The organism is Streptomyces sp. NPDC058650 (assembly GCF_042717315.1).
Lineage (GTDB): Bacteria > Actinomycetota > Actinomycetes > Streptomycetales > Streptomycetaceae > Streptomyces.
This window is the reverse complement of the sequence record NZ_JBHXRL010000005.1, coordinates 385044-405263: the sequence shown is the minus strand read 5'-3', so window position 1 is coordinate 405263 and position 20220 is coordinate 385044. Positions and strand designations below refer to the sequence as shown.

The window sequence follows — 20220 nt, the reverse complement described above, 5'->3', positions numbered from 1 at the left end:
TCCTTATGGATCCGGGCCCTCGTTCTGAGTAGCGGGGACAGGATTTGAACCTGCGACCTCTGGGTTATGAGCCCAGCGAGCTACCGAGCTGCTCCACCCCGCGTCGGTGAAACCACAGTATCACGACGCGGGGAGGGAAAACCTCAGGTCAGGCGCCTGATCCCGTGCTCTTGAGCTTCGCCCCGGCGTCCGCGGCGCGCTGGAGAGCGTCCTGGAGGTCCTCCTGTGCCTTGCCGTACGCCGTCCAGTCGCCCTTCTGGAGCGCCGCCTCACCCGCGTCGTACGCCTTCTGGGCGTCGGCGATCGCCGCCTTCAGAGCGGCGTCGTTCGACGTCGGCGGCGGGGGTGTGGTGCCCGGCGGCGGGGTCGTGGGCGTCGTCGGTGCCTCCACCCCGAAGACCGCGTTCAGCGCGTTGGTGAGGTTGTCCTCGAACACGGTGGTGTCCTTGGTCGTGTCACCGTCCGGCTGGTCCGCGTCCACGTAGGACACCGCGACCTTCTTCAGGAGCGGGTAGAGCGCGTTGCGGCCCTGGGCGTACACCGGCTCCACGTACAGGAACCCGCCGTCGAGCGGCACGGTCAGCAGGTTGCCGTACTGGATGTCGGAGTCGGCGCCCTTCATGTCCCGGACGAACTGGGCGACGTCCGGGAGACCGTTGAGCTTGCTCTGCACCTGGGCCGGGCCCGGCACGTCCTCGGTGACCCGCAGCAGTCTCAGCCGGCCGTACTCCTTGCTGGTGGCGTCGGCGTCGACCGCCATGAAGCCGCCCAGGTTGGGCCGGCCGTTCGGTGTGAACGTCGTCGTCAGCGAGAAGCGCTGCGCCGTGTCCCCGGGCATCTTCATGCTCAGGTAGTACGGCGGGACCGCGTTGCCGTCCTTGTTGGTCGGGTCGTCCGGCACCTGCCAGGCGTCCGAGCCGCTGTAGAACTGCGCGGGGTCGGTGACGTGATAGCGGGTCAGCAGCTCGCGCTGGACCTTGAACATGTCCTGCGGGTAGCGCAGGTGCTCCATCAGGTCGCCGTTGATCTCGGACTTCGCCTTCACCGTGCCCGGGAAGGCCTTCATCCAGGTCTTGAGGACCGGGTCCTGCGTGTCCCACTGGTAGAGGTTCACCGTGCCGTCGTACGCGTCGACGGTGGCCTTCACCGAGTTGCGGATGTAGTTGACCTGGTTCTGCTGGGCGACGACCGTGCGCTGCTGGTTGCCGACGGTCAGGGAGTCGGCCGTGGTGTCGCCGAGCGTGGTGCGCGAGGCGTACGGGTAGCCGTTGGTCGTCGTGTAGGCGTCGACGATCCACTGGATCCGGCCGTTGACGACCGCCGGGTAGGCGTCGCCGTCGATGGTCAGCCAGGGTGCGACCGCCTCGACGCGCTCCTTGGGGGTGCGGTTGTAGAGGATCCGCGAGCCCTCGCCGATGGCCCCCGAGTAGAGGATCTGCGGCTCGCTCAAGGCCACCGCGTAGGCGGCGCGGTTGAACGCGCCGGAGAGGCTGACGCCGCTCTTCTCCTTGTAGCTGGTGGTCTTCTCGCCGTTCTCCTCGTAGTCCAGCTCCTTCTGCGGGCCGCCCACGATCGAGTACTGGTCGGTCTTCTCGCCGTAGTAGATCCGCTGCTGGTACGTGCCGATGTCACCGGTCGTCGGCAGTCCGGACTCGGTGAAGACCGGGGAGCCGTTGGCGTCGGTCGTCGTGCCCGTGGCCATGATCGCGCCGTAGCCGTGGGTGTAGGTGAAGTGGTCGTTGATCCAGTTCCGCTTCGGGATGCCCTTGATGTTGAGCTCCCGCAGACCGATGACCGTGTCCTTGCCCTGGTAGCGGTCCACGTCCAGGGTCGTCGGGAACTGGTAGTACTTCCGCTTCTGCTCCAGCTGCTGGAACGTCGGCGAGACGATGTTCGGGTCGAGGACGCGGTAGCTGGCCGCCGAGTCGGCGTCCGTGCGGAGCTGGTCCTTGGCCTTGACCGTCGACTTGCCCGAGTAGTTCTCGGGTTTCGTCGAGTCGATCGCGTACGCCTTGCGGGTCGCGTCGATGTTCTTCTGGATGTACGGCGCTTCCTTGGCCTGCTCGTTCGGCTGGACCTGGAACTTCTGCACGATGGCCGGGTACAGGCCGCCGATCAGGATCGCGGAGAGCACCATCAGGCCGAAGCCGATCACCGGCAGCTGCCAGGTCCGGCGCCAGAGCGTCGCGAAGAACAGCACGGCGCAGATCGCGGCGATGCAGAAGAGGATGGTCTTCGCCGGCAGGTACGCGTTGGCGTCGACGTACCGCAGCCCCGTCCAGTTGCCGGTGGCCTTGAAGTCGCTGGACTTCACGGCCAGGCCGTACCGGTCGAGCCAGTACGCCACGGCCTTGAGCGAGACGAAGACGCCGAGCAGCACCGAGAGGTGACCGGTGGCGGCGGCGGTCGCGCGGGCGCCCGGGCTGGTGATCCGCAGTCCGCCGTACAGGTAGTGCGTGAGCGCGGCGGCGATCAGCGACAGGACGGTGGCGGCGAAGCCGAAGGCGAGGAGGAAGCGGTACCAGGGCAGGTCGAACGCGTAGAACGCCACGTCGAGCCCGAACTGCGGATCCTTCTGGCCGAACTTCACGCCGTTGATCCACATGAGCCAGGTACGCCACTGGCCCGAGGCGGAGGCTCCGGCGATCAGCCCCACCAGGACCGTGACCGCGAGGAGCACCCACTTCTTGAAGGGGGCGACCCCCATCCGGTACCGGTCGAGACTCTGCTGCTCCAGCGACATCGCGCTGAGCGGCGGGCGCAGCCGGTACGCCAGCCAGATGTTGAGGCCGACGGCGAGCCCCATGAGGAGACCGAAGACGGCGAAGAGGCCGACCTTGGTCCACAGGGTGGTGGTGAACACGGACGAGTACTTGACCGAGCGGTACCAGAGCCAGTCCGTCCAGAACCCGGCGAACATCACGAACGCCATGGCCAGGACGGCCAGCACCCCGAGTGTCATGAGCAGGGTGCGGGCACGCCGGGACGGCCGGCCCACTCTCATCCTCGGCCCGGACGGGCTACCGCCGCGGTCCGGCATCTGGAAAGCCAACGTGCGCCCCTCGATGTTGATGCGTCTGAAAAGCAGGCCCCGCGATCGTAGAGCCCACTGGTGCAACTTACTGAGGCTTTACCTAGTTCCCGTCTTCGGGGGGAGAGGAGGCAGGATATTGGTCATGTCGAACGTTTCCCCCTCAGGCCCGGCGATGGCCGCGAGCCCCCTCACCCGCGCGGTACTCGAGATCGACGAGTACGCGTCGGGTCTCGGCTGGAACCAGCCGGCCCGTCTGTTCGCCCTCGTCGACACCGCACGGCTCCGCGCCAAGGAGCCCGCCCTCGCCTCCCAGCTCGGCCTGGGCGACGACGCCACCGCCTTCACCCCCATCGAGCAGGACAAGCTGCCGCGCGGGAAGCCGCTCGACGACTTCCTCGGCACGATCGCCTGGCCCGCCTCCGTGGCGGGCTGCGCCCTGACGGTGGAGCGGCTGATGCTGCCGCCGTCGGCGGAGTCCCAGGTGCCGCAGGGGCTGAGCGAGAAGCAGCTCGCCAAGTGGGTGGCCGCGCACCCGGACCGCCAGGAAGTCCGGATGACCGTGGCGGTGCTGCGCGGCGGCGCCCGCGAGGCGGCGATCCGGCTGCGCGAGAAGGACACGACCACCGAGGTCCTGACCGGCCCCGACCTGGTGCCGGGCCTCGCCGAGGCGCTGGCGGCGACCTTCGAGTCCTGAACCGCGCCTGGTCGTGAACCGCGCCGGTCCACGGCGGCGGTACGAAGAGGGGGCGCCCGGTCGGATGACCGGGCGCCCCTCGTCCGTGGTGGGCCGGTCAGCTCGTGGAGCAGCTCGGCAGGTTCGCCGTGTCGCCCTTGCGGAGCTTCTCCAGCGACTTCGTGGCGTCGTCGATGGTGTCCACCTTGATCAGGGTCAGACCGTCGGGCGTGTCGGAGGCGGCGGACGCGCAGTTGTCGGCGGGGGTGAGGAAGTACTTCGCGCCCGCCTTGCGCGCGCCGACGAGCTTCATGTCGATGCCGCCGATCGGGCCGACCTTCCCCTTGTCGTCGATGGTGCCCGTGCCGGCGACGAAAGCGCCGCCGGTGAGGCTGTCCGGTGTGAGCTTGTCGACGATGCCGAGGGCGAACATCAGACCGGCGCTGGGGCCGCCGACGTCGGCGAGGTTGATGTCGATGGTGAACGGGAAGACGTGGTCGGTCCCGGCCTGGATGCCGACGATGGCGCGGTCGCCCTCCTCGGAGGTGGCGGTCTTGATGACCACCTTCCGGGTGACGGTGGGCTCCTTGCCGGCCTTCTCGGCCTCGGCCGCCTCCTTGGCGGGGACGATCGTGAACACGACGTCCTGGCCGGGCTTGCGCTTCGTGACCTGCTCGGCGACATCGCGCGGCTCGGTGACGGTCGCGCCGTCGACGGCCCTGATGACGTCACCGGCGTGCAGCCTGCCCTCCGCCGGGGAGTCCTTGACGACGGTGGCGACGACGACGCGGCTGGTCACCGGGATGCCCAGCTCCCCGAGGGCGGCGACCTTGGCGCTCTCCTGGGACTGGCTGAACTCCTCGGCGTTCTCCTGGCTCGACTGCTCCTCGGTCTTGCCGTCCGGATAGAGCGTGTCGTGCGGCACCACCACGTTGTCGTGGGCGAGCCAGCCGTAGACGGCCTCGACGGCGTTCATCTTGTAGTCCGCGCTGGTGACTCGGACCGTCGTCATGTTGAGGTGGCCGTCGGTCGGGTAGGTCTTGCGCCCGGAGATCGAGAGGACGGGCTCTCCCCTGGCCTCTCCCAGGGTATTGACCGTGGGGCCGGGACTCATCTCCGCGTAGGGCACCGGGATCAGGACGCCTGCGATGAGCAGACAGATCAACACCAAGGTGGAGGCGAGCATCGTCGCGGTGCGGCGTGGCATGGAACGACAGTACGGGACTCGCCTGTGGGTACACCCCTGGGGCGGTCCGTACGGGGCGGCCCGCGGGCCGCGTCAGCTGGACGGCGTGGAGACGGGGGCGGCCGTCGTGGCCGTCTCGCGCTCCTGGACGACCGAGTCGGCCGTCGTGATGTGGGATCGCTCCATCGCGTCCCGGAATCGGGCGTAGCCGGCGAGCTCGGCCACGTCACCTATCGTCTTGTTCCTCGAAGCCCAGCTTCCCCATATCGCCGCGCCGACGACTGCGAAAAGCGGAATCAGCAACCAGGCCAGCGCTGCCATCCCGACCTCCCATCCCCAGTGAGTTGATCAGCAGACTATTCATCTGTGGCATCAACGCTGCTGCCTGGGGGCCGGTTACGCAAATCGGGCGTTCGGCTACGCGCTGTCGGCGCGTCGCCTTGCGGGCCGGAGCCGTGTCAGGAAGGCCCTCAGCAGGCCCCCACCCACTCTTCCGTGCCGTCCGAGAAGGTCTGGTGCTTCCAGATCGGGACCTCGTGCTTGAGGTCGTCGATCAGCTTGCGGCAGGCCTCGAAGGCCTCGCCGCGGTGGGGGCAGGAGACGGCGACGACGACCGCGATGTCACCGATCCGGAGGTCGCCGACGCGGTGGACGGCGGCCAGCGCGCGGACCGGGTAGTTTGCGACGACCTTCTCCGCGACGCGGCGCAGCTCCGCCTCGGCGGTGGGGTGGCAGGAGTAGCCGAGCCCGTCGACGTCCGCCCCTCCGTCGTGGTTGCGCACGGTGCCGACGAAGAGCGTCGTGCCGCCGGAGGCGTCGTCACCGACGGCCCGGAAGACCTCGTCCACGGAGAGCGGGGTCTCCCGGATGGCGAGGAGCTTGATCGGGTCGGCGGCTGCCTGCTCGCCGGGGTGGTCGTGGGTGCGTGCCATGCACCCCATGGTGCCGTACGCCCCCGACATCCCGGAATAGCGGTTTCGACCGGTCGTCGGAACCCTCCGTAGGAGGGTTCTACAGGCCGCCCGCCCGGGCCCGCCCCCGGCGCGGGTCAGATCCCGCGCCGCTTCCGCATCTGCCGGACGAGCGCCGCCGTGCCGAGCAGCGCCACCGTCGCACCCGCCGCGCCCGCCGCCGTCGCGTCCTTGCGGCCCAGCCGGCGGCCGGCGACCGTGTGGCGGCCCTCGACCTCCTCCAGGAGGGCGGCGAGGACCTCCTCGTTGGTCCATTTCGGCCGCCAGCCGGCGTCGTGCAGCCGTCCGACGCTCACCACCCAGGGGTGCATGGTGTACGCGAGGTCGCCCGCCGGGGACGGCGTGAGGCCGATCCGGTGGAGGCGGGCCGCCGCGCCGAGGGCGACGGCCGAGGGGAGCTCCATGCGCCGGATCCCGGAGAGCTCCTCGACCTCCTCCTGTTCCAGCCAGCCCTCGCAGCCGACCGCGAACTCGCCGTCGACCTTCTCCAGGGCCGCGTACTCCAGCGCGCTCACCAGGTCCTCGACGTGGCAGAACTGCCAGGTGGGGCGGGAGCCGGCGACGACGAGCAGCCGGGGCGACTCGAAGTAGCGGGTCAGCGCCGTGTCCGTACCGCCGACGAGGACGGCGGGGCGGACCACGGTGACGTTGAGTCCGGGGTGCGCGCGGGGGGCCCGGCGGCCGAGGCGCTCGATCTCCAGCATGTCGCCGACGCCGGTGGCCTCCGCCGTGGCCCTGAGCTCGGCGTCCTCGGAGAGCGGGATGTCGTTGTCGGGCAGGGCGCCGTAGACCATCGCGGAGGTGCAGAGCACCACGCGGTGCACGCCGGCGGCCGCGGCGGCGGTCAGGACCGTCTGCGTGCCCCGCACGTTGTAGGCCGTTCGGGCGGCGGAGTCGGTCTCCAGGTCGAGATCGACGGCGAGGTGCACGACGACGTCCGCGCCGCGCAGCTTCTCCGCGATGGCCGGATCTCGCACATCGAGGATGTGCCAGCGCGCTTCGGCGACCTCGCCGCGGCGCTCGTCGATCGCGACGACCTGCTTGATCTCGTCGGAGGCGGCGAGGCGCCTGGTCAGCAGGTCGCCCACGCCGGAAGCGGCGCCGGTGACCGCGACGACGGGGCCGCGCGCGGCGGACCGGGTTGAGTGGTTTCGCGCTCCGCGAACCTGAGGATCTGGGGAACTCACCGGGCGTCTCCAGCGGTTGTCTTCAGTACGTACACGCATGACGCGTACGGACCAGGTGGCGCCCATCCTGCCGCAGGGCACGCCCCAACGGAGCACCGAGCCCATTTCCGGCGCGGATGTCTACGCTGGTGGTGTGCGGGTCTGTCTGACAGGCCTGGTCGGGCAGTCGCCGTCGGCAGGAGGCCGGCGGCCCTACGAGCCGAGGAAACCTGTGAGTGACACCCCATTCGGATTCGGCCTTCCGCCGGAGGAGCCGGAGAACGGCGACGAGGGCAAGAAGAAGGACCCCGCCGGAGGTGGCCAGGGCTCCGGCGGCCAGGGCGGCAACCCGTTCGGGGCGAACCCGTTCGGCTTCGGCGGGCTGCCCGGCATGGGCGGGCTGAGCGGTCAGAGCGGAGCGGACAATCCGTTCGCGGCGATGTTCGGCTCGCTGAACCCGAACGATCTGGGCGCGGCCTTCCAGCAGCTCGGGCAGATGCTGAGCTACGAGGGCGGTCCCGTGAACTGGGACATGGCCAAGCAGATCGCCCGCCAGGTGGTGGCCCAGGGCACCGCCGACGGCACCAAGGACGCCAGTGTGGGCCCCGCGGAGAAGGCGGCGGTCGAGGAGGCCTTGCGCCTGGCCGATCTGTGGCTGGACGGCGTGACCTCGCTGCCCTCGGGCGCGAGCACGGCGGTGGCGTGGAGCCGCGCGGAGTGGGTCGAGGCGACGCTGCCGGCGTGGCAGCAGCTCGTGGACCCGGTCGCCGAGCGGGTCGGCGCGGCGATGGGCGATGTCCTGCCGGAGGAGATGCAGGCCATGGCCGGCCCGCTGATCGGCATGATGCGCTCCATGGGCGGCGCCATGTTCGGCCAGCAGATCGGGCAGGCCGTGGGCGCGCTCGCCGGTGAGGTCGTCGGCTCGACCGACGTCGGTCTGCCGCTCGGTCCGGCCGGGCGCGCGGCGCTGCTCCCGCTGAACGTGGAGGCCTTCGGCAAGGACCTGGGCGTGCCCTCGGACGAGGTGCGGCTCTACCTGGCGCTGCGCGAGGCCGCCCACCAGCGGCTCTTCGCGCACGTGCCGTGGCTGCGGGCGCATCTGTTCGGCGCGGTCGAGGGGTACGCGCGCGGGATCAAGGTCGACACCTCGAAGCTGGAGGAGGCGGTCGGCCAGCTCGACCCGACGCACCCCGAGGCCCTGCAGGAGGCACTCCAGCAGGGCATGTTCCAGCCGGAGGACACCCCGGAGCAGAAGGCGGCCCTGGCCCGTCTGGAGACGGCGCTCGCGCTGGTCGAGGGCTGGGTGGACGCGGTGGTCCACGAGGCCGCCAAGTCGCGGCTGACCTCGGCGGACGCGCTGCGCGAGACGCTGCGCCGGCGCCGGGCCTCGGGCGGTCCCGCCGAGCAGACCTTCGCGACGCTGATCGGTCTGGAGCTGCGTCCGCGGCGGCTGCGGGACGCGGCGCGCCTGTGGGCCTCCCTCACGGACGCGCGCGGGGTCGACGGCCGGGACGGTCTGTGGGAGCACCCGGACATGCTGCCGACGGCGACGGACCTGGACGACCCGGACGGCTTCGTCCACCGCGAGCACCTCGACTTCTCGGAGCTGGACAAGATGCTCGGCGAGGCGGCGAAGGGCGACCCCGGCAAGGGCGGCGCGGAGGACGGGGACGGGGACGGCAAGGAGTGAGTCTGCACGATGACGCGGTCCTCGTACTGAAGGCGTACGAGGACCAGCCGGAGCTGCGTGACCTCTATCTGGATCACCTGGCCGCCCACCCGGACGGCATGTACAAGCCGTGCGGAGCGGGCCACCTCACGGGGAGCGCGCTGGTGATCGACCCCTCGCGGGGTGAGGTGTTGCTGACGCTGCACAAGAAGCTGGGCATGTGGCTGCAGATGGGCGGTCACTGCGAGGCGGGTGACGTGACGCTGGAGGCGGCCGCGCTGCGCGAGGCGACGGAGGAGTCCGGGATCGCGGGCCTGACGCTGCTGCCGGGCGGTCCGGTGCGGCTCGACCGGCATCCGATTCCGGCGCCGTGCCACTGGCACCTGGACGTGCAGTACGCCGCGCTCGCTCCGGCGGGAGCCGCGGCGGAGATCAGCGAGGAGTCGCTGGACCTTCGCTGGTACCCGTACGAGCAGGTGGCCGGGGTGGCGGACACGTCGGTGGTGCGGCTGGTCGAGAGCACGCTCGCCCGTCTGTGACGGGACATGGGGAAGGGGCGGTCGCCTGGGCGACCGCCCCTGACCCGCGTGCCGTGCTCAGTTCCAGGCGTTGTTCTGGTTCTGCGCGTGGGCGCCCTGCTGGCCGGCGCCGAACTGGGCGGCGATGCCCTGGCCGACGGCCGCGTTCTGCGGGGGCATGACCTCGCTGGGCTGGACGAGAGCGAAGCCCTGGCCGAGGAAGCTGAGCTCCCAGCCCTCGCCCGTGTCGCCGCGGCGGCGGCGGACGCTGGAGCTGTGCGTCTGCGCCTGCATCTGGACGCGCAGCCCGGTGGACCAGGCGACGATCGCGTCCGCGTCGACGCTCACGTACTTCTCGGGCGTGACCTGCATCATCAGCGGCTGGCCCGAGGTCATCAGGGCGACCTTGCCGCGGCCGGAGATGTTGAGCTGGTACTTGCCGGAGCCGGAGATGCCGTACTGGCTGTCGACGGCGATGACCTCGGTGTGGAGGGTCGAGTCGAGCGCCAGGACGTAGGCGCTGTCGACCGTCAGCCCTTCCTGGTCGACCTCCACGACGTGGACGTTCTGGGCGAGGTTGGCGAAGTAGACCGTGCCCTGGCCGGAACACCGCATCAGGTCGAGACCCTCGCCGGTGCGGGCGCGGGCCCGGCGCTGGTTCGGGGTCTGGTACTCGCCGTCGAAGTCGACGAGCCCCTGGTACGCGACCATGGCGCCCTTGCGGGCGAGGATGTCGTCCTGCCCCGTCAGGCTGACCCGCAGGAGCTGCGGGTTCTGGATGACGTACCGCTCCTGGCTCTGCTGTTCGGCGTGGTTGAAAAGCGGGCTCTGCATGGTGTGTTCTCGCTCCCCCTCAGCCCCGGACCCGCAGGCGGTCGGTGCTGTCCTCGCTCGGCTGTACGACGACGATGCCCTGGCCCGAGAAGGCCATCTGGTAGGCCTCGCCGCTGCCCCGCCCGATGAGGGAGGAGGCCTTGAAGCTGCGCTTGCCCTTGACCTTGAGCGTCGGCGACCAGGCGACGAGCGCGTCGGGGTCGACGTAGGTCTCGTCCTCGCCGCGACCGCAGTCGACGACGATCGGCGTGCCGCGCGAGGTGAGCGCGACCCAGCCCGTACCGGAGATCTCCACGTTGAACAGGCCCTGGCCGGCGAACTTGGCGAGTCCCTTGACCCGCTCGACGCCCCACTGGAGGTGCGCGTCGAAGGCGAGCAGGTTGGTGCCGTTGACGGACAGGGAGTCGTTCTGGAGGTTGATCACGACGACGTCGGCGCCGTAGTCGGCGAGGTAGAGCAGTCCGTCGCCGGAGCACTTCATGATCGGCGTGCCCTCGCCCGTGGCCCACTCCTTGGCGACCTGGCGGACGGCGGGCGGGTTGGGCTCGTAGGTGATGAAGCCCTCGTAGGCGACCATCGAGCCGGTCCGCGCGTACAGCTCCTGGCCGGAGGCCATGGCGACCTTCAGCATGGCGCGGCCGTGGTTCTCCATCCGGGCCGCGACGGGGGTCGGGGCGTAGCCCGCGAGTTGCTGGTTCATGACTTCGGGCTCCCTCAGACCTCGTAGGGCTGGACGACGATGAAATTGCCGGGGGCGCCCCGGAACTGGAGGTTCACGGTCTCTCCGCTGTGGCCCGGGTAGGCGTTGCGGCGGAGCCGCACCTGGCTGGAGAGGATGACCTGGGACGCGGACGACCAGGCCACGACGGCGTTGCAGTCGGCGAAGGTGGTCGGCGTGACGGGCAGGACCACGGGGATGCCGTGGGTCTTCACGACGACGGTGCCGGTGCCCTGGAACTGCATGGTGAACAGGGCTCCGCCGGGGATGCCGTGCCCCTCGATGCGGCGGACCTCGTACTGGAGGGACTCGTCGAACGCGAGGACGTTCTCCGCGGAGACGCAGATGCCGTCGCCCTGGAGCTCGATCGGGTGCAGATGGGCGCCTTCCTCGGCGAGGAAGACCTGCCCGCGGCCGGTGCACCGCATCAGCTGCATCTCCTGGCCGGTGGCGTTGCCGACGATCCGGCCGGCGAAGCCCGCGCCCTTGTGGGAGAAGTCGACCTTGCCCTGGTACATGACCATGGAGCCCTGCCGGGCGAGGACGGGGGTGCCGCCCATGGCGAGGTCGACCCGCATGAGTTGCTGGTTCTGCGGGGTCCACCGGGCGCCGGTCGCGGTCTCCTTGAACGGCGCGAGCGCGGCGGCGAGCCCCGCGCCGGTGGCCGGGACGCCCTGCGGAACGCCCGCGGGCTGCTGCTGCCCGAACTGCGGCTGCTGGCCGTACGGGCCGGGAGCCGCCTGCCCGTAGGGCTGCTGCGGCGGCTGGCCCTGGCCCGGGTACTGGCCGGGAGCCTGCCCCGGGATCTGGCCGGGGTACTGGCCCGGGGCCTGGCCGGGGTACTGGCCCGGGGTCTGGCCCGGGGCCTGGCCGTACTGCGGTGGCTGAGGCGGCTGCCCGTACGGGGCGGGGGCCGGCGGGGGCGGCGGGACCTGCGCGGGTGCCATCGGCGCCACCATCGTCGGCGCCGTGTGGACCGGCTGCACCGGCGCGACGGGCGCGGGCGGGGCCGGCGGGGCACCGAACGCGGGCGCCGGGGCGGGCGGCTGGGGCGCGGCCGGGGCGGGCGCCCCGAAGGCCGGGGGCGCCGCCGCCTGCTGCGGCGGGGCGAAGCCGGGTGCCGGGGCCTGCGCCTGCGGCGCCGCGGGCTCCTCCTCGGCGACCTCGCCGCCGAAGTTCCGCAGGAGTGCGTCCAGGCCTCCGTCGAAGCCCTGGCCGACGGCGGCGAACCGCCAGACGTCCTTGAGGTAGAAGTCGCCGAGCATCACCGCGCGCTCGGTGGAGAACTCCGCGCCCGTGAAGGCGTACCGGGCGACTTCCTCGCCGCCCGCCACGATCCGCAGGTGGCCGGGGCCGACCTGGGACATCTGGCCGTCGCCGTCGATCGTCGCGGTGAACGAGAGCTTCTGGATGTTCGCGGGGATGCGGTCGAGGGTGACGCGGAAGGACTCGGTGTCACCGGACTGGGCACCGAGCAGCTGGATGGACTCCTCAGGCGACTTCGGCTGGTTGAAGAAGACGAAGTAGCGGTCGTCCGAGAGCCGCTCGTCCGCGTCGAGTCCGAAGCAGCTGATGTCGAAGCTGAGTCCGGGCGCCGCGATCTGCACACCCACGTACAGATCGGTTCCCGCAGTCAGATCGCTGATCTTGGCCTTGTGGCCGCGTTGGAATTCCCTGGCCATGCGTAACGACCGTCCCCCATCCCGAATGGCGAATGCTCGCGCCAGGCTAACCGCTGAGTGCGACATTGAGACAGGGCAGGTCGTTTTCGGTACGGAATCGGGAAACACGCGCGCAGCCGGTATCGGCCGTGTCACTCCTCGCGAGCGCCCGGGAGGTGCGGGAGCCGCTCGGCGGCGACCACGCCCTCCAGGTAGCCGCGGGCCCGCTCGGTGCGCGGGTACGCCTCCAGGAGCCGCCAGAACCTGGGGCCGTGGCCCGGGACGAGCAGATGGGCCAGCTCGTGCAGGAGGACGTAGTCGATGACGTACTCGGGCATGCCCTGGAGCCGGTGGGAGAGCCGGATGCTGCCCTCGGACGGGGTGCAGGAGCCCCAGCGGGTGTTCTGGTTGGTGACCCAGCGGACGGAGCCGGGGCGCGCCCGGCCGCCGTAGTACTGGTCGGACAGGCGCAGGGCCCGCTCGGTGAGCTCGCGGTCGTCGAGGACGCTCCGGCTCTCCTGGGCGGCGAGCTTGTCCAGCATGACGGTGACCCAGCGCTGCTCCTCCGCCTCCGACATGCGGGCGGGGATGAGCACGATGGTCCGGTCGCCCTCGCGGTAGGCCGAGACGGTTCTGCTCCGCCGCGCGCTTCTGCGGACCTCGACCGCACTCGTCCCCGAGCCGCGGGGCGGCTTGCTGGTCAGGCTGCGCTGTGGGTCGGCGGGCACGGCCCCGACGTTACCCGCTGACGGTGGGGGAAGTCCTCCCTCCGGAGTCGTTTCGGGAAGGATCCGACCCCCTCGCGCACCATTCGAATGACTAATACCCCTGGCCTGTGGACAACTTTCGGCGGCCTTCACCACGGCGGGGCATTCTCGCTTCAGGACGACGGAAGAGCCGTTGTCGATCTTGAATGCGGTCACGGGCGGGGGCGGGGAAATGCATCCGATGGTGAAACCGGCGCTGCGACGCGCCTGGCGGAGTCTCCAGTGCGTCCAGTTCGGGATCACCCGCGCGCACGCGGTGGTGCTGAGCCCGGTCGACACGGGCACCGGGGAGCTCCTCGCGCTGCTCGACGGCACCCGGGGGACGGAGCTGCTGCGGGCCGAGGCGCGGGCACGCGGTCTGCCGGACGGACATCTGGAGGCGCTCCTCGGCCGGCTTGCGGCGGCCGGGCTCCTCGCGGACGCCTCGAACGGGCGGCCCGGGAAGGCGGGTCCGGGCGCCGGCGCGGTGGACACGGCACTCGATCCGCTCCGCGCCGACCTGGCCTCGCTCTCCGTCGTGCACCGGCAGCCCGACCGGGCGGTGCGGACACTGACCGCCCGGCGGGCCCTGCGCGTCCAGGTCCGCGGGGCGGGGCGGGTGGGGGCGATGGTGGCGGCCCTGCTCTCCGCGGCGGGCGTGGGCACGGTCGAGGTGCTGGACTCCGGCCGGGTCGAGCCATGGGAGACCTCCCCGGGCGGACTGCCGGCCGAAGCCGTCGGCGAGCGCCGGGCGACGGCGGCCCGGCGCCTGGTGCGCCGCTGGGCACGGGGCGGCGCCGGCAGAGCCGGGGCGTCCCCGCCGGGTGACGGCCGGGGCACGCCCGGGCTGTCACTCGTCGTGGTGACACCGCGCGACGGTCTCGGCGCGTACGTCCCCGACCCGCTGCCGGCCGGGCCGTGGATCGCGACCGGCACACCCCACTTGTACGCGGGGGTGCTGGAGGCGACGGGGACGGTCGGGCCGCTCGTCCTGCCGGGTGGGACGGCCTGCGCCCGCTGCCTTCAGGAGGAACTGACGGACCGGGAGCCCGTCCGGCCCCGGCTCCTCGCCCAGTGGCGCTCGGGCGCACCGCATCCGCTGCCCGCCTGCGACCTGGCGCTGGCCACGGCCGTGGCGGGACTCGCCGCCGCGCACGCGCTCGCGTTCCTGGACGGGGACCTGCCGGCCGCCACGGGCACCCGCTGGGAGGTGTCACTGCCGTTGTTGGAGTGGCGGACGGAGCGCCTGCGGCCGCACCCTGACTGCCCGTGCGGGGCGGCGCGCGACGGAGAAGGGGAGCGCGCCTCGGCAGCCGCGGGCGCGCAGGACACAATGGCGGGGTAACGGCCCTGCGCGACACGGCAGTCTGGGATTTGGAGGGGCACATGTCTGATCTTCCCCGGAAGGCGGTCACCCGGACCGTCAAGTTGGCCGCGTTGCCACTCGGCTTCGCCGGGCGCGCCACGTGGGGCCTGGGCAAACGGATCGGCGGCAAGTCCGCCGAGCTGGTCGCCCGCGAGCTCCAGCAGCGCACCGCCGAGCAGCTGTTCAAGGTGCTCGGCGAGCTGAAGGGCGGGGCCATGAAGCTGGGTCAGGCGCTGTCCGTCTTCGAGTCGGCCCTCCCGGAGGAGGTCGCCGGACCGTACCGGGCGGCGCTGACGAAGCTTCAGGAAGCGGCGCCGCCGATGCCGACGTCCACCGTCCACAGGGTCCTCGAGGAGCGGCTCGGGGAGAACTGGCGTGAGCTGTTCCTGGAGTTCGAGGACAAGCCGGCGGCGGCCGCCTCGATCGGGCAGGTGCACCGGGCGGTCTGGCACGACGGCCGCGAGGTCGCGGTGAAGGTGCAGTACCCGGGTGCCGGGGAGGCACTGCTCTCGGACCTGACCCAGCTGAGCCGCTTCGCCCGGCTCCTCGGGCCGCTCGTGCCGGGGATGGACATCAAGCCGCTGATCACCGAGATGCGGGACCGGGTCTCCGAGGAGCTGGACTACGCCCTGGAGGCGACGGCCCAGCGCGAGCACGCGGAGGTGTTCGCGGACGATCCCGACGTGGTCGTACCGGCGGTGGTGCACCAGTCGGAGCAGGTCCTCGTGACCGAGTGGATGGACGGGATCCCGCTCTCGGAGGTGATCGCGGACGGCACGGAGGCGCAGCGGGACCGGGCGGGGCAGCTGCTGGCCCGCTTCCTCTTCTCCGGTCCCGCGCGCACCGGCCTGCTCCACGCCGACCCGCACCCGGGGAACTTCCGGCTGCTGCCGGGCGCCGAGGGGGACGAGGATCCGGCGAGCTGGCGCCTCGGGGTGCTCGACTTCGGCACCGTGGACCGGCTCCCGGGCGGGCTGCCGGAGACGATCGGCGTGTGTCTGCGGATGACGCTCGCCGGTGAGGCCGAGACCGTCTACGAACTGCTCCGCACGGAGGGGTTCGTCAAGGAGTCCGTCGCTCTCGACCCGGACGCGGTCCTGGAGTACCTGCTGCCGATCATCGAACCGGCCGAGGCGGAGACGTACCTGTTCACCCGCGGCTGGCTCCGCGCCCAGGCCGCCCGGATCGCCGATCCCCGCTCTCCCGCCCACCAGCTGGGCAAGCAGCTCAACCTGCCGCCGTCGTACCTGTTGATACACCGTGTGACGCTGAGCACCATCGGCGTGCTGTGCCAGCTCAACGCGACGGTACGGCTCCGGGACGAGCTGGAGGAGTGGCTGCCGGGCTTCGTCGCGCCGGACGCCGACTGAGTCGTGCCCTGGGGCCGGTCACCACCAGGCGGAGTCGAGCCGGCCCTCGATCGCGCGGATGTTGGCGCGGGCGCAGTCCTCGCAGAAGTACTCGCGCCGGCCGTTCTCCACCGAACACGTCCAGGTCAGCGGAAGGGTGTCGGTGGTCTTGCCGCAGCGCGCGCAGGCGAGGGGTGCCTCGGGGGTACGGGCGTCGTTCACCCTCGTGACGATAGCCCGGCGGGGCCGCCTCGGCCCGGGCAACGCACCGCGGGGGCCGGTCCGTTCGGACCGGCCCCCGCGGGCGCGCCCCTGAAGGGCGCGGGGTGGAAACCCCTTAGTTCATGACGGCCATGGCCAGCGCGCGGCGGGCGCGCAGCGAGACGCGCTCGGCGCGGCGCTGCATGCGCCGGGCGGCGACCAGGCGCACGGCCTGACGTTCCGCCTCGGCCTCACGCTGGCGCTCGTTCATATGGGCACGAGCCAGGGCTTCTGGAAGGAGTTGCATTTCGCGGGTCCTGTTCTGACGCGCGGTGTGCGCGGCGGTGATGGAGAAGTCGGGGGTCGCGGAGCCGATGGGCTCGATGGCGGAAGAGGTCATCGGGGCCTGCTTCTGGGGATCGTTCGTGGAGGGGCGGTCGATGGTTCCGGTGGCACTCATGCGGCGACCGGGTTCTTGCGCGGACGGCCACGGGGCCGCTTCCGGGCGACGACCACGCCCTGGACGAAGAGCTCGCCACCCCAGACACCCCAGGGCTCGCGCCGCTCCTGGGCGCCGGCGAGGCAGGCGGCCATGAGCGGGCAGGTCCGGCAGAGGGACTTCGCGTACTCGACGTCGGCCGGGGACTCGGCGAAGAAGACCTCGGGGTCGTAGGCGCGACAGGGGACGGGGACGCCGAGGTTCTCGATGGCGTCGTCGAGCGCGGTGAGCGCGGTGAGGGGGGCGAGGGGGGCGAGGGGGGTCAAAGCGGGGTCCTCCGTGGAGCCGGGCAGGGAGATCGAATCGGAAGGCGGTACGGACGGGGCGTGCGCTTCGAGTTGCACGGTGGTCTTTCCTCGTCTGGTCGTTCCGGCCTGTTGGCCGGGGTTTCGGCTGGTACCGGGTGTTTCTTCCCGAGGCCCCTTCGCTCCGTCATCCCCGTTCGGGGACAAACAGAAGGGCCGCGGATCCCGGGTGGGGTTCCGCGGCCCTGAAGGCGCCGGTCCGATCATGGATCAGACTGGATCACTCCAGGGTTCGAGCCCACGGAAGGCCCACATCATGTGGTGGTGCGTCGTCGTCGTCTGGCGCTGCTGGATTACGGCACCGGTCGCGGCAAAGGCATAGGCCGTGGCCTTGCCCGCTGCTCCTGCTTCCAGTGCCTTGGTCGGTCGCCCATTGCGCTCGATGGCGGCCACGCCGAGACCGGACAGACCGGTGACAGGCAGACCGCTGCCAAGGAACGCAGCGCCGGAGAGGCCGAGCGAGCAGGCGGAGACGATCGCGCGATCGGTCATTTTGGCGGTGCTGACGAAGCCGGCGGTGCTGGGCTTGATGTTGCTGATCACGGTTAATCGCCTCCTCTCGGCGTCTCGGAGGGCTCGGGCGCGAGCCCTGACCCTCGTATGTATTTGGACAAGTACAGCACGAAGACAGGGCTTCGAAGAAGCCGCTGTGTCCGTGGTTAAGAACCTATGGCGCTTGACGGGGCAGGCGCAAACTATTTTCGCGACGAGTTTTCCTCAGACTTCGTCGGACCCCGTCCCTCCCTCCCCACCTGCGCAGATGGCCAGGACATCGGCTCCGAAGCGGTCGAGCTTGCGGATCCCGACGCCGGAGATCGAGGAGAGCTCGCCGTCGGTGGTCGGGACGCGCTCGGCGATGGCCATGAGCGTCTTGTCGGTGAAGACGCAGTAGGCGGGCTGGGCCAGCTCCTTCGCCTGCTCGGAGCGCCAGTCGCGGAGCCGCTCGTAGAGCCCCTCGTCCATGTCCGAGGGGCAGTCCTCGCAGCGCATGAGCTTCATCGCGCCCGCCTCGGTGAGCGTCGCCCCGCAGACCCGGCACAGAACGGGGCCGCGCGGCTTGCGCCGGCCGCCGGTGAGGCCCCGCTCGATGCCTCCGCTCCCGGCGACGGTGCCGGAGCCGAGGGAGCCGGAGCCGGGTCGCAGCCCCTTGAGGAAGCGGGTGGGGCGCCGGGAGGCGCGGCCGCCCGGGGCGCGGGACAGCGCCCAGGAGAGCGAGAGGTGGAGGCGGGCCCGGGTGACGCCGACGTACAGCAGGCGGCGCTCCTCCTCGACCTGCTCGTCGGTCTTGGCGTAGGTGATGGGCATCATGCCCTCGGTGAGGCCGACCAGGAACACGGCGTCCCATTCGAGGCCCTTGGCCGCGTGCAGCGAAGCGAGGGTGACGCCCTGGACGGTCGGCGCGTGCTGGGCGGCGGCCCGCTCGTCGAGCTCGGCGACCAGGTCGGAGAGGGTGGCGCCGGACTTGGCGCGGGCGAAGTCCTCGGCGAGCCGGACGAGGGCGGCCAGCGACTCCCAGCGGTCGCGGACCGCGCCGGAGCCGGACGGCGGTTGGGTGGTCCAGCCCTTGGTGGAGAGGACGGCCCTGACCTGCGAGGGCAGGTCCTCGGCGTCGTCGAGGAGGGAGTCGTTGCCGCCGGCGCGGGCCGCGCCGCGCAGGGCGATGCCCGCTTCCCGTACCTCCTGGCGTTCGAAGAAGCGCTCGGCGCCGCGGAGCTGGTAGGGCACTCCGGCGTCGGCGAGGGCCTGCTCGTAGACCTCGGACTGGGCGTTGATCCGGTAGAGGACGGCGATCTCGCCGGCCGGGACGCCGGCGGCGATGAGGTCCCGGATGCGGCGGGCGGTGCCCTCGGCCTCGGCCGGTTCGTCGGCGTACTCCGTGTAGGCGGGCTCGGGGCCCGGGTCGCGCTGGGAGATCAGCTCCAGGCGGTGCTCGGCGGCCCGGCCGCGGGCCTGGCTGAGCAGGCCGTTGGCAAGGTGGACGACCTGCGGGGTGGAGCGGTAGTCGCGGACGAGCTTGACCACCGTGGCGTTCGGGTGCCGGTTGCGGAAGTTCAGCAGGTGGTCGGGGGTGGCGCCGGTGAACGAGTAGATGGTCTGGCTGGCGTCGCCGACCACGCAGAGGTTGTCGCGGTCGCCGAGCCACAGGTCGAGCAGGCGCTGCTGGAGCGGGGAGACGTCCTGGTACTCGTCCACGACGAAGTGCTGGTACTGGCGGCGGATCTGCTCGGCGATGTCGTGCCGGTCCTGGAGGATGCCGACGGTGAGCAGCAGCACGTCCTCGAAGTCGATCACCGAGCGGTCGCGCTTGAGCTGCTCGTACAGCGCGTAGATCTGACTGATCTCGGCCGGGTCGCGCGGGGCGTCCCGGACGGACTTGGCGACCACGGCCGGATAGTCGGCGGGGACCGTCTGGGTGACCTTGGCCCATTCGATCTCGCCCGTGACGTCGCGCAGCTCGTTCCGGTCGAGCCGGATGCGGCAGCGGGCCGCGGCGTCGGCGACGAGCTGGATCTTCCGCTCCAGGAGCCTGGGCATGTCGCCGCCGACGGCCTTCGGCCAGAAGAACTGGAGCTGGCGCAGGGCCGCGGAGTGGAACGTACGGGCCTGGACTCCGCCCGCCCCCAGCTGCCGGAGCCGGCCGCGCATCTCGCCCGCGGCGCGGTTGGTGAACGTGACGGCCAGCACACTGGCGGGCTGGAGTATCCCCGCCCGCACCCCGTACGCGATCCGGTGGGTGATGGCGCGCGTCTTGCCCGTGCCGGCTCCCGCCAGCACGCACACCGGGCCGCTCAGGGCCCGCGCGACCTCGCGCTGCTCGGGGTCGAGCCCGTCGAGCACCGCGTCGGCCGTCTCCGGGACCTGCGGGAAGAGAGTGGAGTGCGTTGCTGCTGTCACCTGTCCATGCTGCCAGGTCCGGCGAGTTCGGTGCGGCGGCTTGTCCACAGGCGGGAGGCGCCGGTCATACGAATGCCGGGAATGGGACGGCCGGGGCGTACGTTCTTCTTCTCGGCACCCGTCAGCGAACAAGAGGAGCGCCAGGCCATGCAGGGCACTGTGACGATGTACAGCACCACGTGGTGCGGCTACTGCCGTCGGCTGAAGAGCCAGATGGACCGCGAGGGCATCGCGTACTCGGAGATCAACATCGAGCAGGACCCGGAGTCGGCGGCGTACGTCGAGAAGGCCAACGGGGGCAACCAGACCGTCCCCACCGTCCGCATCCTTCCCGTCGCCGGCGGCGACGAGGTCGTCATGACGAACCCGAGCCTCGCGCAGGTGAAGCAGGCGCTCGGCGTCTGACCCCGCGACTCACGACCCCCGACC

20 protein-coding genes and 1 tRNA gene are annotated in these 20220 nt (G+C 71.3%); 6 read left to right on the top strand and 15 right to left on the bottom strand.

The window, feature by feature from the left end; genetic code table 11:
• Positions 1-29: 29 nt before the first annotated feature.
• Together ACFWWU_RS12085 and ACFWWU_RS12080 are read right to left on the bottom strand one after the other, a co-directional pair.
• Positions 30-103, bottom strand: a tRNA-Met gene (locus tag ACFWWU_RS12085).
• Positions 104-148: 45 nt separating this feature from the next.
• Positions 149-3040, bottom strand: a complete 2892-nt coding sequence (locus ACFWWU_RS12080) for a UPF0182 family protein (RefSeq protein ID WP_384142899.1) — start codon at positions 3038-3040, stop codon at positions 149-151.
• A gap of 136 nt (positions 3041-3176) precedes the next feature.
• Here ACFWWU_RS12080 and ACFWWU_RS12075 point away from each other — a divergent pair, with 136 nt between their 5' ends.
• Positions 3177-3728 (top strand): PPA1309 family protein, encoded by a 552-nt coding sequence (locus ACFWWU_RS12075; RefSeq protein ID WP_329621264.1) that lies wholly within the window; start codon positions 3177-3179, stop codon positions 3726-3728.
• 97 nt (positions 3729-3825) lie between these two features.
• On the opposite strand, the gene ACFWWU_RS12070 is transcribed toward ACFWWU_RS12075, so the two are convergent.
• The 4 genes from ACFWWU_RS12070 to ACFWWU_RS12055 all read right to left on the bottom strand — a co-directional run bounded on the left by ACFWWU_RS12070 (position 3826) and on the right by ACFWWU_RS12055 (position 7051).
• On the bottom strand, positions 3826-4914 hold the full coding sequence (locus ACFWWU_RS12070) for a PDZ domain-containing protein (protein ID WP_384142810.1): 1089 nt from the start codon (positions 4912-4914) through the stop codon (positions 3826-3828).
• A 72-nt stretch (positions 4915-4986) separates the two neighbouring features.
• Entirely contained in the window at positions 4987-5118 is a 132-nt protein-coding gene (locus ACFWWU_RS12065; RefSeq protein ID WP_384142906.1) for a hypothetical protein, read from the bottom strand.
• Positions 5119-5363: 245 nt separating this feature from the next.
• Entirely contained in the window at positions 5364-5825 is a 462-nt protein-coding gene (locus tag ACFWWU_RS12060) for a molybdenum cofactor biosynthesis protein MoaE (protein ID WP_317598947.1), read from the bottom strand.
• A gap of 116 nt (positions 5826-5941) precedes the next feature.
• Entirely contained in the window at positions 5942-7051 is a 1110-nt protein-coding gene (locus ACFWWU_RS12055) for an SDR family oxidoreductase (protein WP_384142807.1), read from the bottom strand.
• 211 nt (positions 7052-7262) lie between these two features.
• On the opposite strand from ACFWWU_RS12055, the gene ACFWWU_RS12050 reads away from it, so the two are divergent.
• Together ACFWWU_RS12050 and ACFWWU_RS12045 are read left to right on the top strand one after the other, a co-directional pair.
• Positions 7263-8720 carry a zinc-dependent metalloprotease gene (locus ACFWWU_RS12050; RefSeq protein WP_384142804.1) on the top strand — a complete coding sequence of 486 codons (1458 nt, stop codon included), beginning with the start codon at positions 7263-7265 and terminating at the stop codon, positions 8718-8720.
• Positions 8717-9238: an NUDIX hydrolase gene (locus ACFWWU_RS12045; RefSeq protein WP_384142801.1), complete on the top strand. Its 522-nt coding sequence runs from the start codon at positions 8717-8719 to the stop codon at positions 9236-9238. Before ACFWWU_RS12050 ends, ACFWWU_RS12045 begins: the two co-directional genes overlap by 4 nt.
• Before the next feature lie 57 nt (positions 9239-9295).
• Here the strand turns inward: ACFWWU_RS12045 and ACFWWU_RS12040 are convergent, their stop codons facing one another.
• From ACFWWU_RS12040 to ACFWWU_RS12025, 4 genes are all read right to left on the bottom strand, one after another.
• Positions 9296-10051, bottom strand: coding sequence for an AIM24 family protein (locus tag ACFWWU_RS12040; protein WP_384142798.1), 756 nt, complete (start codon positions 10049-10051; stop codon positions 9296-9298).
• A gap of 19 nt (positions 10052-10070) precedes the next feature.
• Complete coding sequence (locus ACFWWU_RS12035; protein ID WP_384142795.1) at positions 10071-10751, bottom strand: AIM24 family protein; 681 nt, start codon at positions 10749-10751, stop codon at positions 10071-10073.
• Positions 10752-10765: 14 nt separating this feature from the next.
• Positions 10766-12451 carry a TerD family protein gene (locus ACFWWU_RS12030; RefSeq protein WP_384142792.1) on the bottom strand — a complete coding sequence of 562 codons (1686 nt, stop codon included), beginning with the start codon at positions 12449-12451 and terminating at the stop codon, positions 10766-10768.
• A gap of 131 nt (positions 12452-12582) precedes the next feature.
• The gene (locus ACFWWU_RS12025) at positions 12583-13158 is read right to left on the bottom strand and encodes a M48 family metallopeptidase (RefSeq protein ID WP_384142789.1); all 576 of its coding nucleotides are present in this window, start codon (positions 13156-13158) and stop codon (positions 12583-12585) included.
• Between the two features lie 211 nt (positions 13159-13369).
• On the opposite strand from ACFWWU_RS12025, the gene ACFWWU_RS12020 reads away from it, so the two are divergent.
• Both ACFWWU_RS12020 and ACFWWU_RS12015 read left to right on the top strand, forming a co-directional pair.
• Entirely contained in the window at positions 13370-14521 is a 1152-nt protein-coding gene (locus tag ACFWWU_RS12020; protein ID WP_384142786.1) for a TOMM precursor leader peptide-binding protein, read from the top strand.
• 41 nt (positions 14522-14562) lie between these two features.
• Positions 14563-15912: an ABC1 kinase family protein gene (locus ACFWWU_RS12015; RefSeq protein ID WP_384142783.1), complete on the top strand. Its 1350-nt coding sequence runs from the start codon at positions 14563-14565 to the stop codon at positions 15910-15912.
• 18 nt (positions 15913-15930) lie between these two features.
• Here the strand turns inward: ACFWWU_RS12015 and ACFWWU_RS12010 are convergent, their stop codons facing one another.
• The 5 genes from ACFWWU_RS12010 to ACFWWU_RS11990 form a co-directional block, all read right to left on the bottom strand.
• Complete coding sequence (locus ACFWWU_RS12010; protein WP_024758716.1) at positions 15931-16113, bottom strand: hypothetical protein; 183 nt, start codon at positions 16111-16113, stop codon at positions 15931-15933.
• A 115-nt stretch (positions 16114-16228) separates the two neighbouring features.
• On the bottom strand, positions 16229-16552 hold the full coding sequence (locus ACFWWU_RS12005; protein ID WP_384142779.1) for a hypothetical protein: 324 nt from the start codon (positions 16550-16552) through the stop codon (positions 16229-16231).
• Positions 16549-16935: a WhiB family transcriptional regulator gene (locus ACFWWU_RS12000; RefSeq protein WP_384142776.1), complete on the bottom strand. Its 387-nt coding sequence runs from the start codon at positions 16933-16935 to the stop codon at positions 16549-16551. The genes ACFWWU_RS12005 and ACFWWU_RS12000 overlap by 4 nt, the downstream gene beginning before the upstream one ends.
• 171 nt (positions 16936-17106) lie before the next feature.
• Positions 17107-17439 carry a hypothetical protein gene (locus ACFWWU_RS11995; protein WP_384142773.1) on the bottom strand — a complete coding sequence of 111 codons (333 nt, stop codon included), beginning with the start codon at positions 17437-17439 and terminating at the stop codon, positions 17107-17109.
• Positions 17440-17613: 174 nt separating this feature from the next.
• Complete coding sequence (locus tag ACFWWU_RS11990; protein WP_384142770.1) at positions 17614-19791, bottom strand: ATP-dependent DNA helicase UvrD2; 2178 nt, start codon at positions 19789-19791, stop codon at positions 17614-17616.
• 147 nt (positions 19792-19938) lie between these two features.
• On the opposite strand from ACFWWU_RS11990, the gene ACFWWU_RS11985 reads away from it, so the two are divergent.
• The gene (locus ACFWWU_RS11985) at positions 19939-20196 is read left to right on the top strand and encodes a mycoredoxin (RefSeq protein ID WP_384142767.1); all 258 of its coding nucleotides are present in this window, start codon (positions 19939-19941) and stop codon (positions 20194-20196) included.
• Positions 20197-20220: the final 24 nt, after the last annotated feature.

Bases quoted from the DNA above. Each gene is read 5' to 3' on its own strand.
- ACFWWU_RS12080 (WP_384142899.1), bottom strand. From the start codon at position 3,040: ATGCCGGACCGCGGCGGTAGCCCGTCCGGGCCGAGGATGAGAGTGGGC.
- ACFWWU_RS12075 (WP_329621264.1), top strand. From the start codon at position 3,177: ATGTCGAACGTTTCCCCCTCAGGCCCGGCGATGGCCGCGAGCCCCCTC.
- ACFWWU_RS12030 (WP_384142792.1), bottom strand. From the start codon at position 12,451: ATGGCCAGGGAATTCCAACGCGGCCACAAGGCCAAGATCAGCGATCTG.
- ACFWWU_RS12020 (WP_384142786.1), top strand. From the start codon at position 13,370: ATGCATCCGATGGTGAAACCGGCGCTGCGACGCGCCTGGCGGAGTCTC.
- ACFWWU_RS12005 (WP_384142779.1), bottom strand. From the start codon at position 16,552: ATGAGTGCCACCGGAACCATCGACCGCCCCTCCACGAACGATCCCCAG.
- ACFWWU_RS12035 (WP_384142795.1), bottom strand. From the start codon at position 10,751: ATGAACCAGCAACTCGCGGGCTACGCCCCGACCCCCGTCGCGGCCCGG.
- ACFWWU_RS11985 (WP_384142767.1), top strand. From the start codon at position 19,939: ATGCAGGGCACTGTGACGATGTACAGCACCACGTGGTGCGGCTACTGC.
- ACFWWU_RS12040 (WP_384142798.1), bottom strand. From the start codon at position 10,051: ATGCAGAGCCCGCTTTTCAACCACGCCGAACAGCAGAGCCAGGAGCGG.
- ACFWWU_RS12015 (WP_384142783.1), top strand. From the start codon at position 14,563: ATGTCTGATCTTCCCCGGAAGGCGGTCACCCGGACCGTCAAGTTGGCC.
- ACFWWU_RS12060 (WP_317598947.1), bottom strand. From the start codon at position 5,825: ATGGCACGCACCCACGACCACCCCGGCGAGCAGGCAGCCGCCGACCCG.
- ACFWWU_RS12070 (WP_384142810.1), bottom strand. From the start codon at position 4,914: ATGCCACGCCGCACCGCGACGATGCTCGCCTCCACCTTGGTGTTGATC.